This window comes from Sphingobium sp. B1D7B (genome assembly GCF_025961965.1).
GTDB lineage: Bacteria > Pseudomonadota > Alphaproteobacteria > Sphingomonadales > Sphingomonadaceae > Sphingobium.
In genome coordinates this window covers 3,508,093-3,521,796 of sequence record NZ_JAOQOR010000001.1, presented here as the reverse complement: position 1 = coordinate 3,521,796, position 13,704 = coordinate 3,508,093, and the positions used below count along the sequence as shown (strand labels likewise).

Sequence of the window (13,704 nt, the reverse complement as noted above, 5' to 3'; positions counted from 1 at the left end):
GAGGTCGGCGTCCGTCTAGGTCGCTGGCCTCAGGAGGACCAATTTTGCCTTGCCGACCACGCGCTCGGCATCGCAATCGAAGCCTTTGACCGCGATCTCTTCCCGCTTTTCGGTCTCGATGCTCACCCAGGTGCTCGGGCCGACCCAGCCGAGCCGGGCGAGCTTGTCCAGGGCGACGGCACCCGCGCCGGTGCCATAAGGCGGGTCCATAAAAATCACATCCAGCGGCGCTGACGTGGCGCCAAGCGCGAGAACATCGTTCTGGCGGATGTCGGGACGCGCCAGTCCCAGCTTTTCGGCATTTTTACGCAAGGCGGCGATCGCAGCCCGGTCGCGCTCGACGAACAGGCATGTCGCTGCCCCGCGAGAGAGCGCCTCAAAGCCCAGCGCGCCGGAGCCGGCAAAGAAATCGCCCACCGCCAGCCCTTCGAACGAACCAAGCCGGCTGGTCAGCATCGAAAACAGTGTCTCGCGTGTGCGATCCGCTGTAGGGCGCGTTTCCTCGCCGACTGGCGCCACCAGGGGGCGGCCCCGCCATTGTCCTGAGATGATCCTCATTTGAGCGTCTTGCGGAACTTGATGAGATCGACCTGGCGCACCTCGGCCACTTCACCCGGCGCGGAATCGCCCAGCACGAAGGGACCGTAGCGGGTCCGGATCAGCCGGCTGACCTTGAGGCCGAGATGTTCGAGCACGCGCCGCACTTCGCGGTTCTTGCCTTCGGTCAGCGTCATTTCAATCCACTGATTGCGCCCGGTCCGCCGCTCCAGATTGGCGTCGATGCGGCCATAGCGCATCCCCTCAATCTCGACGCCCTCGATCAGTTCTTCAAGCTGGGCCTGGCTGATCTCCCCGAAGGCACGCGCGCGATAGGTGCGCTCGACACCGGTCGAGGGCAATTCCAGCTGCCGCTTCAGCTCGCCATCGGTGGTGAGCAGCAGCAGACCTTCCGTGTTGAGATCGAGCCGGCCGACCGGCATCACGCGCGGCAGGTCGGCGGGCAGGCGATCATAAATGGTCGGACGCCCGGCGGGGTCTTTGGCGGTGGTGAGGAGACCTGCGGGTTTGTGGAACAGGAACATGCGGGCCGGTGCGGGTTCTTTCACCGCCACACCATCCACCGTCACGCCGCGCAGCGACTTGAGCAGCGTTGCGGGCGTTTCCACCAGCGTGCCGTTCAGCGCCACGCGCCCTTCGGCGATCATCCGCTCGACATCCCGGCGGGAGGCGACGCCCGCGCGGGCCATCAGCTTGGCAATGCGCTCGCCCTCTCGCGCGGTGCCATCATCGGCGGCCTGGCGCACCTGCGGCGCGACGCGGCCTGCGCCCCGGCGCGCTCTGGGCGGCTGGGCTCGACGATCGGTAGCACCGGCTACAGGGCGCTGGGGACGGCGAGGTCCGGAAGGTCCACGAGTGTTCGACAAAATCTGTGTCCGTTTTTGGGGCGGCTGTGTCATCGCTGCACTGGCGAATCGCAGCCGCGCGACCTAGCGTTTTTGTGCGCCGGGATCGATCCGTTTTCGGTCTGCGGTTTGGCGCAACGGGAATGAGGCGGCAATGTTTTTCTCGAAGGAGACGCAGCGAATACGCCGCATCCTGATCGTCGAGGATGAGCCGCTGCTCGCGTTCGATGAAGAACACACACTCCAGACGGCCGGCTATGAGGTGGTCGCGACGGTCGATCGCTTCCGGGAAGCGACGGCGATCATCCTCGAACAGGGCGCGGTCGATCTGGTGGTGACCGATGTGCGGCTTGCCGGTGTCCGCTCGGGCGTCGAGTTGGCCCGCCATGCCCGCGAACTCGGCATCGCCGTGCTGTTCGCGACGGCCACCTGCCCGGAGGAAGCGCGCGATCAGGACATTGCGCTGGGATGCCTCTCCAAGCCGTTTCTGCCGCGCGATCTTATCCGTGCCATTGGCGTGTGCGAGCGGGTGATAGGCGGGCGTTCGCCGGGCCGGCTGCCGGCGGGGCTGAAGCTCTTCAAGCGCAACTGAGGGCTGCGCTGAGGCGCGCCGGCAAAAACGATGCTTTGAATTCCGGCATAGCGCTCTAAGACTGCGCGTTCAGGCCCAAGCAGTCGGAGTGTGCATGTCGCAGACCCTCATATTCGCCGTGATTGTCGGTGCAGTCGTGGCGAGCGGCTTCTTCGTTCCAAGCTTTCGTCCCTATTTGCGGCCCATGCCGTTCGTCGCGTTCCTGCTCGGCATATCGAGCGGCTTTCCGCTGACGCTGCTGCTGGCGACCATGACCTTCTGGCTCTCCAAGGTCGGCATCGACAAGTCCACGATCGGCTTCGCTATCGGCCTGACGACCCCCTACACGCTCAAATTCCTGTGGGCGCCTCTTGTCGACAAGGTGCCGCTGCCTGTGCTCACCCGCTTGTTCGGGCAGCGGCGCGCGTGGCTGTTCTTCATTCAGGCGCTGCTGTTTGGCGCGATCTGGCAACTGGGCGCCAGCGATCCGGCGACCGATCTGGCGCGCTTTGCGCTCTGGGCCATCGCCGTCGCCTTCCTCTCCGCCACGCAGGACATCGTGATCGATGCCTATCGCATCGAAATCCTGAGCGAGCAGGAACTGCCGCACGGTACGGCGATGAACCAGTTCGGCTATCGCACCGGCAATCTGCTGGCCGGCGCTGGGACGATCTTCCTCGCCTCCACTGAAGGCGCCGGGCTGGGTTGGGCCGTCGCCTATGGCATCACTGCCTTTTGCGTGCTCCCGGCAGCGATTGGCGCGCTGCTGGCGGGGCCGGGGCGCTATGTGGAGCACCGCGCGGTCCGCGAAGGGCTGGCGATGGGCGACTGGCTCAAGGAGACCATCGTCAATCCGTTCCGTGAGTTCCTCTCCCGCCACGGCGCCTTTCTCGTCCTGGGCTTCGTGCTGATCTACAAGATCGGCGATGCCATGGGGCAGGTGATGCTGGCGCCGATGATCGTCGAGCTGGGCTTTACCGACACCGAATATGTCACCGTCAACAAGTTCTTCGGCTTTGCCGCGCTGATTGCCGGGTCGGCGCTGGGCGCACCGTTCATCGCCCGGCTGGGCATGGGGCGTGCTTTGTTCGTCTCCGGTGCGATGATGATGCTCTCCAACCTGCTGTTCTGCGCGCTGGCCGTGGCCGGACATTCGACGCCGATGCTCGCGCTGGCGGTGGGGACGGAGAATTTCACCAGCGGCATCGGCCTGACGGTGTTCGTCACCTATCTGTCCGGCCTGTCGAGCCTGGCTTATACCGCGACGCAGTTTGCTTTGCTCTCATCCTTCGCCGCAGTCGGCCGGACATGGCTCTCGACGCCTTCGGGCTATCTCGCCGAGGGGCTGGGCTGGGTCGGTTTCTGGGCGTTCACCGTCGTGGCAGCGATCCCGGGCATGATCCTGCTCTGGATCATGTGGACGAAAGGCTTCGTGGTGGAGTCCGTTAGACAGCCCAGCACGCAGGACGATTAGCGACGCGCCTCAGACCGGCGGCTGGTTGTTCGCGACCAGCACCTGCCCGGCCAGATAGAGCGTACCCGCCATCAGGACCGTGCGTCGCGGTCCGGCGGCGACATCCGTCAGCGCCTCCTGGATCGTGGTGAAGCTACGATGCGGCACCTCCCAGGCACGGGCAACTTGCGCGAAGACCTCCGGCCCGTGATGCTCATGGCCGGGCACCGGCACGGAGCGGATCGAGCGGATCAAGGGGCGGAGCGGCTTGAGGAAGCCGGCGACGTCCTTGTTCGAGAGCATGCCGATGATCAGGTCGATGCCCTCATCGGCCAGATGGCTTTCCGTCAGCGCATCGGCCAGCGCCTTGCCGGCATCGGGATTATGCCCGCCATCGAGCATCAGCGTCCGCCCGGGCAGCATCGCGTTGAGCGGACCGCCTTCCAGACGCTGCATGCGCGCGGGCCAGTGCGCCCAGAGCGGTGCGGCGCGCAGCGCGGCCTCGGGCAGGGGCACCGCCTGCTGGTGACGGAGCATCGCAATGGCGAGGCCCATATTGGAAATCTGGTGGGCGCCGTGGAGGCGGGGCATCGGCAATTCGATGCGCCCGGCTTCGTCGCGATAATGCAACTGTCCCTGATATTCGGCGATGTCCCAGCTCCGCCCGCGCGGCAGATGCGCGGCACCCACCTTGTCGGCCACGCGGGCGATCGTGGCGTTCATCGCCGGGCGATAATGCTGGGTGACCAATGGCGCCCCGGCCTTGGCGATGCCGGCCTTCTCAAAGGCGATGCGGCTCAGCGGGTCTTCCGGCACGTCATGGTCCGGCGCGAGCAGGAAGCTCTCATGGTCGATCGCCAGCGAGGCGATACCGCAGGCGACCGGCGACTGTATCACGTTCGTCGCGTCCAGCCGTCCGCCTAAGCCGACCTCGATCACGCAGGCATCCGCCGGCACGGTGGCGAACAGCATGAAAGCTGCGGCGGTGGTGATCTCGAAGAAGCTGGCGTTCAGATCGCCGCCGATGTCGAGCACCTGCTCCAGCGCGCGGGCGAGCGTGTCATCGTCGATCAACGTACCGGCGAGGCGAATGCGCTCGTTGAACCGCACGAGATGGGGGGAGGTGAAGACATGGACGCTCCTGCCGTCCGCTTCCAGCGCCGCGCGCAGATAGGCGCAGGTCGATCCCTTGCCGTTGGTGCCGGCCACATGGAAGACCGGCGGCATCTCCAGATGCGGGTTGCCCAGCCGGCGGACGAGTTCGCTGATACGCTCCAGCCCCAGCACGTCACGGCCGGGCGAAAGCGCCATCAGGCGATCGAGTTGTGCCTGCACAGCAGGGTGGTCGGAAACGGCGTGGTCAGCCATCGCAAGGCCTCTGGGTCAGGTACCGCCCGGCCTGCTTGCCGGGAGACCCGCCCTGCTGCGCAGGTCGGCGAGTCCTCAGGCAGGCGCGGACGGGACGGAAATCGGTGGTTTTATGCCGCTTGCTTCGTCGTCAGATAGCCGATCGTCTTGGCCAGCGTCGCCTTCATTTCCTTGCGATGCGTCACCATGTCAATCATGCCGTGTGCGAGCAGATATTCGGCCCGCTGGAAGCCCTCGGGCAGCTTCTCGCGGATGGTGTTCTCGATCACGCGGGCACCGGCGAAGGCGATCAGCGCATTGGGCTCGGCAATCTGCACGTCGCCCAGCATCGCATAGCTGGCGGTGACGCCCCCGGTGGTTGGATCGGTCAGCACCACGATGTAGGGCAGGCCAGCCGCGCGCAGTTGCTGCACGGCGACGGTGGCGCGGGGCATCTGCATCAGCGAGAGGATGCCCTCCTGCATCCGCGCGCCACCAGCGGCTGTGAAGATCACATAAGGGCAGGACTGGCGCACGGCTTCCTGCACGCCCGCGACCAAGGCCGCGCCAACTGCCGTGCCCATCGAGCCGCCCATGAAGGCGAAGTTCTGCACGCCGACAACAGCCGGCTGGCCCTCGATCCGGCCGGAGGCATTGATCAGCGCATCCTGGTCGCCGGTCTGCGCGCGGGCGGCCTTCAGGCGATCAGTGTAGCGCTTGGAATCGCGGAACTTGAGCGGGTCTTCCTTGACCACCGGTGCGGGCAGGATGTGAATCGTGCCCTCATCGAAGATGTGCGCGAAGCGGGTGTGCGGGCCGATCCGGCCATGATGGTCGCAACGCGGGCACACCGAGAGATTCTCGTCCCATTCCTTCTGGAAGATCATCTGGCCGCAGCTCGTGCATTTGTGCCAGAGATTGTCCGGTGTCTCGGCCTTCTTGGCGATGAAGGGCAGGGCATTGCGAACGCGGTTCAGCCAGCTCATGCGGCTTTCTCCTTCTGATTGAGCGCGGCGCGCAGGGTCGCCACGAAGTCGCGGACCGGGCCAGCGGCCTGGGCGCCATGCTTGCCGACCAGCTCGACGATGGCCGAGCCGACGACGACCCCTTCAGCCACCGCGCCGATGGCGGCGGCCTGCTCGGGCGTGCGCACGCCGAAGCCAACGGCCACGGGCAGATCGGTTGCGGCCTTGAGCTTGGCGACGGCGGACTCGATGCTGGTCTGCGCTGCCTGCTGCAAGCCGGTGATGCCGGCGACGGACACATAATAGAGAAAGCCCGAGGCGCCCTCCAGCACGGCCGGCAGGCGCGCGGCATCCGTGGTCGGCGTCGCAAGGCGGATGAGCGAGACGCCGGCGCCGCGCAACGCCGGGCCAAGCTCGGCATCTTCCTCGGGCGGAATGTCGACGCAAATCACGCCATCGACGCCCGCCTTGGCGCATTCGGCGGCGAACCAGTCGGCGCCGCGTACGGTCATCGGGTTGGCATAGCCCATCAACACCAGCGGCGTCTCCGGATGGCGGGCCCGGAAGGCGGCGGCGATCTCGAAGATCTTCGCCGTGCTGATCCCCGCCGCCAGCGCGCGCAGATTGGCGGACTGAATGGCCTGCCCGTCCGCCATGGGATCAGTGAACGGCATCCCCAGCTCGATCACATCCGCGCCGCCCGCGACCAATGCATCGAGCACAGAGGCCGTGTCAGCAGGCGTCGGATCGCCGCCGGTGACGAAGGTGACGAGTGCGGCGCGCCCTTCTGAGCGGGTGCGGGCGAAGGTGGAGGTGAGGCGGTTCATATCTTCGCTCCCAGCGCCTGGGCGACGGTGAAGATGTCCTTGTCGCCGCGGCCGGAGACGTTGACGACGATCAGCTTGTCCTGCGGCATCGCCGTGGCTTCCGCCTCCAGCGCCGCGAGCGCGTGGGCGCTTTCGAGGGCGGGAATGATGCCTTCCTGCTGCGAGCAGAGCTGGAACGCGTCGAGTGCGGCCACATCCGTTACCGGCACATAGCGCACGCGGCCGCTCTCATGCAGCCAGCTGTGCTCGGGGCCGATGCCGGGATAATCGAGGCCCGCCGAGATCGAATGCGCCTCGGTGATCTGGCCGTCCTCGTCCTGCAGCAAATAGGTCTTGTTGCCGTGGAGGATGCCGGGCTTGCCGCCGGTGAGGCTGGCGGCGTGCTTGTCCGTATCGATGCCGTGGCCGGCTGCCTCGGTGCCGACCATCGCTACATCGGGATCATCGAGGAACGGGTGGAACATACCGATGGCGTTGGAGCCACCGCCCACGGCCGCGATCAGCAGATCGGGCAGGCGCCCTTCGGCAGCCAGCATCTGCTCGCGGGTTTCCCTGCCGATCACGCTCTGAAAGTCGCGCACCAGCTCTGGATAGGGGTGCGGACCTGCGGCGGTGCCAATGATGTAGAAGGTGTTCTCCACCGTCGCCACCCAGTCACGCAGCGCTTCATTCATTGCATCCTTGAGGCTTTGCGATCCGCTGGTGACGGGGCGCACTTCCGCGCCGAGCAGCTTCATGCGGAAGACGTTGGGCTGCTGCCGCTCGATGTCCTTGGCGCCCATGAAGATGGTGCACGGCAGGCCAAAGCGGGCACAAACGGTCGCCGTCGCCACGCCATGCTGGCCTGCGCCGGTCTCGGCGATGATCCGCGTCTTGCCCATGCGGATCGCGAGCAGGATCTGGCCGATGCAATTGTTGATCTTGTGCGCGCCAGTGTGATTGAGCTCCTCGCGCTTGAAATAGATCTTGGCGCCGAAACCGGGCTTGGCGCGCTCGCGATAATAAGCGGTCAGCCGTTCCGCGAAGTAGAGCGGCGAGGGGCGGCCGACATAATGCGTCATCAGGCCATTGAACTCGGCTTCGAAAGCCGGGTCTTCCTTGGCGGCGCGATACTCGCGCTCCAGGTCGAGGATGAGCGGCATCAGCGTCTCGGCCACATAACGGCCACCGAACTGGCCAAAATGGCCGCGCTCGTCGGGCAGGGCGCGCAAGGAATTGGGGCGGGAATTGGGGAGGGTGGTTGCAGCAGTCACTGTGCGTCTCTCTTGGTCACTGGGGTCGGGTCGCGTCGAAAGGGTCGAGCGATCAGCGCCATCGTGTCCCGATGCATCTGGCTATGGCAGGCAGTGTCATCATTCCCAACCGCTTTGCAGAAGGTCGCGGCCTTGTCCACCGCATTGACGCATTCGGCGGCTGGCCTTTGGGGCAGTTGCGCGAGCGGCGCCCGTTTTGCCCTCGGTCCTGATCCATCAGGCGGGCGGGGCGGGCACGAGGATCAGGGTTCGCTCCTCCACGCGCCAGGAGGCCAGTTGGGAGAGAAAGTTCATCCCCAGCACGTCAATGTCACCCAGCGCGGGGGATATCACGACCTTGAGATTTCGGGCTGTCAGCGGGCCGATCGCGAGGCGCTCGACCGTGCCCGTTTCCGCCTGCACCGTACCGTTCGCCGTCTGGAGCACGACCGGCAGCAGGCTGGCCCCGCGGGGCACGCCTGCGAGGTCCGCCGTCCCCGTGGACAGCGCTGTGACGGTGGCGCCGCTATCGATGAGCATCCGCCGGTCGACGCCATTGATTTGCGCTGTCGCCCAGAAATGGCCGTCGGGCGACATCCGGATGCGCACCTCGTCGCCCACGACTTGCTGAGAGTCGACGCCGAGCCGGCTGCTGAATCGGGACAGGGACGGGTCGAATGGCGCCTGCTGGAACAGCACGAACAAGGCAAACGCCAGCAAGGCGAACGAAAACAGGGCGCGCAAAGCCCGCCCCACATAGGGGATTTTGAAGATCAGAATGAGGATCAGCGCCGCACCGCCCGCATAGAGCGCAAGGTGAAGCCATTCGGGGTTGGTCGTCATCGGCATGAAAGCTCAACCGCAATCACGTGCATTCGATCCCGCACAGCGTCCGCGAACCGCCAGGGGGATCCAATCAGCCAGCCTGCGCCGCACGGCAAAAGTCAGAGATCTTGGCCACATCCTTGACGCCCGGCGCGCTCTCGATGCCGGAAGAGACATCCACCAGCGGCGCGCCAGTCAGGCGAATGGCATCGGCGACATTCTCCGCGTCCAGCCCGCCCGAGAGGCCCCAGGGCAGGGGCGGGCGATGGCCGGCGAGGAGGCGCCAATCAAAACGCAGGCCCATGCCGCCGGGCAGCACCGCGCCGTCGGGCGTCTTGGCATCGTAAAGCAGGAAGTCGGCCGCGCCGGCGAAAGCCGCACCGGTCGCGAGATCGCCGGCGGTCTTCACGGAGATGACTTTCCAGACCTCCAGCCCGGTGCGCTGGCGGATGGCCGCAGCCCGTTCCGGCGTCTCTCGTCCATGCAACTGGGCAATCTCCATGCCGCCGGCAGCGACCAGTGTATCGATCAGATCATCGCTCGGATCCACAAGAACACCCACCCGCTTCACATGGGCCGGCACCCGCGCGGCGATGAGGCTCACCCGATCGGGCGCGAGATAACGCGGGCTGGGCGGGAAATAATTAAGGCCGACATGGCTCGCGCCGCCCCGCACGGCCGCATCGATAGCTTCGGCGGTCTTGACCCCGCAAATCTTGATGGCGACCTTGGGCATGAACAATGGCATCCGGTTGGGTGTCGCCGGCGCTCGCAGCCGGTTGGCGGGCTAGGTAGGGGAGGATCGCTATCAGCGCAACGCAGCGGAACAGCCTCAGCGGATCATCGCGCCGCCGAGCAGCGTGAGTAGCTTTACGTCCACCGCATAGCCTTCCGCGCGGCGGCCTGCGATCCAGTCGGCGAAGCCGGCGAGCGGGACGCGGTGAACGCGGATGTCCTCGCCGGGAACGCCGCCGCCGTCGCCCACTTTCTCAAGATCGAAGGCGCGGAACAGGGTGAAACTTTCCGAAACCATACCGGGCGAGCTCCAATATTCGCCCAGATCCTCCATGCGGCCTGCGCGATAGCCGGTTTCCTCCTCCAGTTCGCGCGCGGCCGCGAGGCCCGGCTCTTCGCCAGCCGACTCGTCGCCCACCAGCCCGGCGGGCAGTTCGATGCAGCGCCGCCCGAGGGGGACGCGAAACTGGTCGACCAGCAGAATATGGCGCCCGTCCGTGCCCTCATCCATGGCGATGATGACGGCGGCGCGGATGCCGCGAGCGCGCGAGACATATTCCCACCGCCCGCGCCTCTTGGCGGTAATGAACCGGCCCTCCCACATGGCTTCCTCGGGGAAGCGGAACTCGTCTTCAGGGGTGGCGTCGCTCACAGTTCGATCGGCCGATCCGGCAACTCATTGGGATTGTCGGCGCTCTTGGGGCAATGTTCGGCAAGGATGAGGCCGGCCTTCTCGATGGCGAGCGCCATGCCTTGCGCGATGCGCCCGGCGCGCACTTCGTCGATCATCGCAGCCATTGCTTCGCCCCAGACTTCCGGCGACACGCGCGAGGCGATGGCTTCGTCTGCCACGATTTCCGCGCGATGCTCATCCAGCGAGAGGTAGAGCAACATGCCCGTAAGGCGGCGGGTCCGCGCCTCGGCCGAAGTACGGAACAGCAGCAGAGCGCGCCGCCGCACCCGCCGCGATTTGGTCGCGCCGGGCGTCGCCAGCATCCGCAGCGCTGGGATCGCCAGCAGATAGCGCATCACGAGGAAGTGCAGGCACATCTGCCCGAACATCAGCAGGTAGAGCAGGTGTCGCGGCAACTCATGATGCCAGCCGCCGGTCAGGCCGATCAAGGCACGCTCATAGGCTGCGGGGAAGGCGGCAGCAATCAGCGGCACCAGCAGCACGAACAGCAAGGACCAGTGCAGCCCGACATCATGATAGGCATCCGAGCGGCGCGCGACGATGGTCACGATCTCCGCGTCTGTCTTCAGTTCAGCCTTCGCCACAGCATCGGTGACGATGCGATGATCGGCCTCGCTCATGGAAATCCGCCTGCCCATCACCAGCCTCCGCTCGCGCCGCCGCCGCCGAAGCTGCCACCACCGCCGGAAAATCCGCCACCGCCGCCCCAGCCACCGCCGCCACCCCAGCCGCCGCCATCATTGTCGCGACTGTTGAGCGCGCTGCGAATGGCCGCTTCCGCCCCCCAGATGATGATGGGGTGGATGCCGCCGCGATAGCGCCGGCCGCCGCGCAACCGCCCGAAAATGGGCAGCACGACGAAGAACAATATGAAGATTGCGAGGAAGATCGCCGGCCCGAAGCCCTTGCCCGCCTGGCGCTTGTCCTGCTCGGCCGCGGCCGAGGCGAGCTTGCGCTGTTCTTCGGGCGGCAGTTCGAGAATGCGCACGATCTCGGCGACGCCCGCGCTGATGCCACCCGGAAAATCCCCATCGCGGAAGCGCGGCGTGATGACATCGCGGATGATGCGGCCGGATAGCGCATCGGTCAGGATCGGCTCCAGACCATAGCCGACCTGAATGGTCAGCCGGCGCTCGTTCGGCGCGACCAGCAACAACACGCCGCTGTTGGTGTCCTTCTCGCCGATGCCCCAGGCGCGACCAAGCCGATAGCCATAATCGCTGATCTCATAGCCATTGAGGTCCGGCACGGTCGCCACGACCAGCTGGCGCCCGGTGGTTTTTTCCAACGTTTCGGATTGCTGGGTAAGGGCTGCCTCTGTGGCGGGGTCGAGAATGTCGGCGCCGTCCACCACCCGCCCCGTCAGCGCGGGAAAGCTCTGGGCAAGCGCCGCATCCGGCCGCAGCATGAGCAGCGCGACCAGCACCAGCATAAAGCGCATCAGCGCCGGCACGATGGCCGGCGCGACAGGGCGGTGGGAACGGGTCAATTGCCGTTGAACATCGCGCCGACATCCGGCGTGGTGTCAGCGCCGGCCTTGGCCTCGAAGGGCGTCAGCGGCTTGGCGCCATGGATCAGCTTGGCGCCGATCATCTCCGGGAAGGTGCGGATGCGCGTGTTATAATCCTGCACCGCGAGATTATAGTCGCGGATCGAGATGTTGATGCGGTTTTCCGTGCCCTCAAGCTGGGTCATCAGGTCCGCGAAGCGCTCCTGACTCTTGAGGTCGGGATAGCGCTCGACGGTGACAAGCAGGCGGGAGAGGGCGCCGCTCACATTGTTCTGCGCGGCCTGAAACGCCTGGACCTTGGCCGGGTCGCTCAGTTGATCTGCAGTGACCTGCACCTGCGTCGCGGACGCGCGGGCACTGATCACGCCTTCCAGCGTCTCTCGCTCGATCTGCGCGGAATTGCGCGCGACGGCGACGAGATTGGGAATAAGATCGGCCCGGCGCTGATAAGCCGCCTGCACGTCAGCCCATTTGGCCTTGGCATTTTCCTCGGCGGTGGGCACCGAATTGATGCCGCAGGCCGCCAGCGCCAGCGGCAAGGCAAGCAGCAGAAACATGCGCAGTGCTTTGAATGGCGATGAAAGCGTGGCCATGGCGGTCTGTCCCCTCATAAGGCGGTGTATCGCTTGAGTGATACGCTAAATAGGGTGTTGATTGCCCGCCCGCAACGGGCTTAGCTGCCCCGCATCATCCAAATCCATCATCAGCAGCCCGCAGACGGCAGGGGAGAAACACGATGCTGACCGAATTCAAAGCCTTCATCGCACGGGGCAATGTCCTCGATCTCGCCGTGGGCGTCATCATCGGCGCAGCCTTCGGCGCCATCGTCAGTTCGGTGACGGACGATCTCATCATGCCGATCATCGGCGCGTTGCTCGGCGGCCTGGATTTCTCCAACTACTTCGTTCCGCTGGCCGCCGTCCCCGACGGGACGGAGCCCACGCTGGAGGCCATGAAGGCTGCGGCGGTGCCGGTGTTCGCTTATGGCTCGTTCATCACGGCGGTGATCAAGTTCTTCATTCTGGCGTTCGTCATTTTCCTGATCGTGCGGCAGGCCAACCGCTTCTTCGTTAAGAAAAAAGCGGAGGAAGTTGCAGCGCCCGCTGGCCCCTCTGAGGTCGATCTTCTCAAGGAAATCCGCGACGTTCTGAAGGCGAAGCCCTGATCGGTCCGTCGCATTGGGGTGAACGAAAGGTTGCCGAGCCGGGAACCTTTGTCGCTGCGGGGGTTTTGTTTGCAGTCTCGTGACAGATGGCGGGACCTAACAGGAGACAGACGCGTGAAACCCATGATGATCCTTGCCGCTGCAGGCGTAGCCCTGACGCTGGCCGCATGCGATTCCAAGGAAGCGCAGAACGTCGAAGATGCCTATGACAACCGGGCGGACGCGATTGACAACCAGGCTGACCAGCTTGAGCAGGCGAGCGACCACATGAACGGCGCTGCTGAAGACCGCGCGGAAAACGCCGTGGATCGTCTTGAAAATCGTGCGGATGCCGTGCGGAACATGGGCGACGAGAAGGCTGACGCGATCGACGCGGCCAAGTGAATTGCCAATTGATCTGAACGCTCGCTGAGCGTTTGGTTCGACCGGCCCGGCATAGTCCACAGGGATTATGCCGGGCTGTTTGCGTCTGCGGGCTTCTCAACCGCGAATTGATCCCTATATGAGGATCTGCCGGCTTGTCCGGCTATGGCGATAAACTGCGGCGTGTAATAGGCGCAGCGGACCCGGGGGCGGTACCCGGCGGCTCCACCAGAAGTGGCTCTTCCTTTCAGGAAGAACTGTTCCTGACGGGGCCGAACTAGGATCGACGTGTGTTGAAAAACGCTGTTTTTGCCCGGGCTGAGTAACCCGTTCAAGGCTCAAAACCCATAAGTGCCAACGATAACGAAGCACTTGCTCTTGCAGCGTAATTGAGGGCCTCACGGCCTGACATTACCCTAACAGAACGCGGTTGGACCGAACCGGGCAACAGAATCGGATTCCAGCGGCACGGGGAGCGCCGGGCAACAGAAGCTCCCCACCTCAGCCCTTCTCGCACAGCTTTTGAAGACCCGACTTCTTTGGGGCGCTGCTTCGCGCGGTTCTGGCGTTTCGCGCCCAAGCGTCGCTGCAAAGCCCAGAATCATGAATATTAC

16 protein-coding genes and 1 other RNA gene are annotated in these 13,704 nt (G+C 65.2%); 5 read left to right on the top strand and 12 right to left on the bottom strand.

Annotation, left to right across the window (positions count from 1 at the left end):
* Positions 1-15 precede the first annotated feature (15 nt).
* Both rsmD and M2336_RS16510 read right to left on the bottom strand, forming a co-directional pair.
* Positions 16-558 carry a 16S rRNA (guanine(966)-N(2))-methyltransferase RsmD gene (gene rsmD, locus M2336_RS16515; protein WP_264570928.1) on the bottom strand — a complete coding sequence of 181 codons (543 nt, stop codon included), beginning with the start codon at positions 556-558 and terminating at the stop codon, positions 16-18.
* Complete coding sequence (locus M2336_RS16510; protein ID WP_264570927.1) at positions 555-1,457, bottom strand: pseudouridine synthase; 903 nt, start codon at positions 1,455-1,457, stop codon at positions 555-557. Before M2336_RS16510 ends, rsmD begins: the two co-directional genes overlap by 4 nt.
* Before the next feature lie 100 nt (positions 1,458-1,557).
* Between M2336_RS16510 and M2336_RS16505 the strand changes: the two genes are divergently transcribed.
* On the top strand, positions 1,558-1,995 hold the full coding sequence (locus M2336_RS16505; protein WP_181560256.1) for a response regulator: 438 nt from the start codon (positions 1,558-1,560) through the stop codon (positions 1,993-1,995).
* 94 nt (positions 1,996-2,089) lie between these two features.
* Positions 2,090-3,448 carry an AmpG family muropeptide MFS transporter gene (locus tag M2336_RS16500; protein ID WP_264593210.1) on the top strand — a complete coding sequence of 453 codons (1,359 nt, stop codon included), beginning with the start codon at positions 2,090-2,092 and terminating at the stop codon, positions 3,446-3,448.
* A 9-nt stretch (positions 3,449-3,457) separates the two neighbouring features.
* On the opposite strand, the gene M2336_RS16495 is transcribed toward M2336_RS16500, so the two are convergent.
* From M2336_RS16495 to M2336_RS16450, 10 genes are all read right to left on the bottom strand, one after another.
* Positions 3,458-4,795 (bottom strand): bifunctional folylpolyglutamate synthase/dihydrofolate synthase, encoded by a 1,338-nt coding sequence (locus M2336_RS16495; RefSeq protein WP_264593209.1) that lies wholly within the window; start codon positions 4,793-4,795, stop codon positions 3,458-3,460.
* A 110-nt stretch (positions 4,796-4,905) separates the two neighbouring features.
* Positions 4,906-5,760: an acetyl-CoA carboxylase, carboxyltransferase subunit beta gene (gene accD, locus M2336_RS16490; protein WP_264573318.1), complete on the bottom strand. Its 855-nt coding sequence runs from the start codon at positions 5,758-5,760 to the stop codon at positions 4,906-4,908.
* Positions 5,757-6,566 (bottom strand): tryptophan synthase subunit alpha, encoded by an 810-nt coding sequence (gene trpA / locus M2336_RS16485; RefSeq protein WP_264573317.1) that lies wholly within the window; start codon positions 6,564-6,566, stop codon positions 5,757-5,759. The genes accD and trpA overlap by 4 nt, the downstream gene beginning before the upstream one ends.
* Positions 6,563-7,819 (bottom strand): tryptophan synthase subunit beta, encoded by a 1,257-nt coding sequence (gene trpB / locus M2336_RS16480; RefSeq protein ID WP_264573316.1) that lies wholly within the window; start codon positions 7,817-7,819, stop codon positions 6,563-6,565. The genes trpA and trpB overlap by 4 nt, the downstream gene beginning before the upstream one ends.
* 216 nt (positions 7,820-8,035) lie before the next feature.
* Positions 8,036-8,647, bottom strand: coding sequence for a TIGR02281 family clan AA aspartic protease (locus M2336_RS16475; RefSeq protein ID WP_264573315.1), 612 nt, complete (start codon positions 8,645-8,647; stop codon positions 8,036-8,038).
* A 67-nt stretch (positions 8,648-8,714) separates the two neighbouring features.
* A complete protein-coding gene (locus M2336_RS16470; RefSeq protein ID WP_264573314.1) occupies positions 8,715-9,359 on the bottom strand; it encodes a phosphoribosylanthranilate isomerase in 645 nt (214 codons plus the stop codon).
* A 96-nt stretch (positions 9,360-9,455) separates the two neighbouring features.
* Positions 9,456-9,962 (bottom strand): NUDIX hydrolase, encoded by a 507-nt coding sequence (locus tag M2336_RS16465; RefSeq protein ID WP_264574904.1) that lies wholly within the window; start codon positions 9,960-9,962, stop codon positions 9,456-9,458.
* A 44-nt stretch (positions 9,963-10,006) separates the two neighbouring features.
* Positions 10,007-10,672 (bottom strand): TPM domain-containing protein, encoded by a 666-nt coding sequence (locus M2336_RS16460; RefSeq protein WP_264573313.1) that lies wholly within the window; start codon positions 10,670-10,672, stop codon positions 10,007-10,009.
* A 17-nt stretch (positions 10,673-10,689) separates the two neighbouring features.
* On the bottom strand, positions 10,690-11,493 hold the full coding sequence (locus tag M2336_RS16455) for a TPM domain-containing protein (protein WP_264574903.1): 804 nt from the start codon (positions 11,491-11,493) through the stop codon (positions 10,690-10,692).
* Positions 11,494-11,537: 44 nt separating this feature from the next.
* On the bottom strand, positions 11,538-12,155 hold the full coding sequence (locus tag M2336_RS16450; RefSeq protein WP_181560247.1) for a LemA family protein: 618 nt from the start codon (positions 12,153-12,155) through the stop codon (positions 11,538-11,540).
* 143 nt (positions 12,156-12,298) lie between these two features.
* On the opposite strand from M2336_RS16450, the gene mscL reads away from it, so the two are divergent.
* The 3 genes from mscL (at position 12,299) to ssrA (ending at position 13,591) form a co-directional block, all read left to right on the top strand.
* The gene (mscL, locus tag M2336_RS16445) at positions 12,299-12,727 is read left to right on the top strand and encodes a large conductance mechanosensitive channel protein MscL (protein ID WP_264573312.1); all 429 of its coding nucleotides are present in this window, start codon (positions 12,299-12,301) and stop codon (positions 12,725-12,727) included.
* Positions 12,728-12,850: 123 nt separating this feature from the next.
* On the top strand, positions 12,851-13,111 hold the full coding sequence (locus M2336_RS16440; RefSeq protein WP_264572283.1) for a hypothetical protein: 261 nt from the start codon (positions 12,851-12,853) through the stop codon (positions 13,109-13,111).
* 89 nt (positions 13,112-13,200) lie between these two features.
* Positions 13,201-13,591: a transfer-messenger RNA gene (gene ssrA, locus M2336_RS16435) on the top strand.
* The last annotated feature ends 113 nt before the right edge of the window (positions 13,592-13,704 follow it).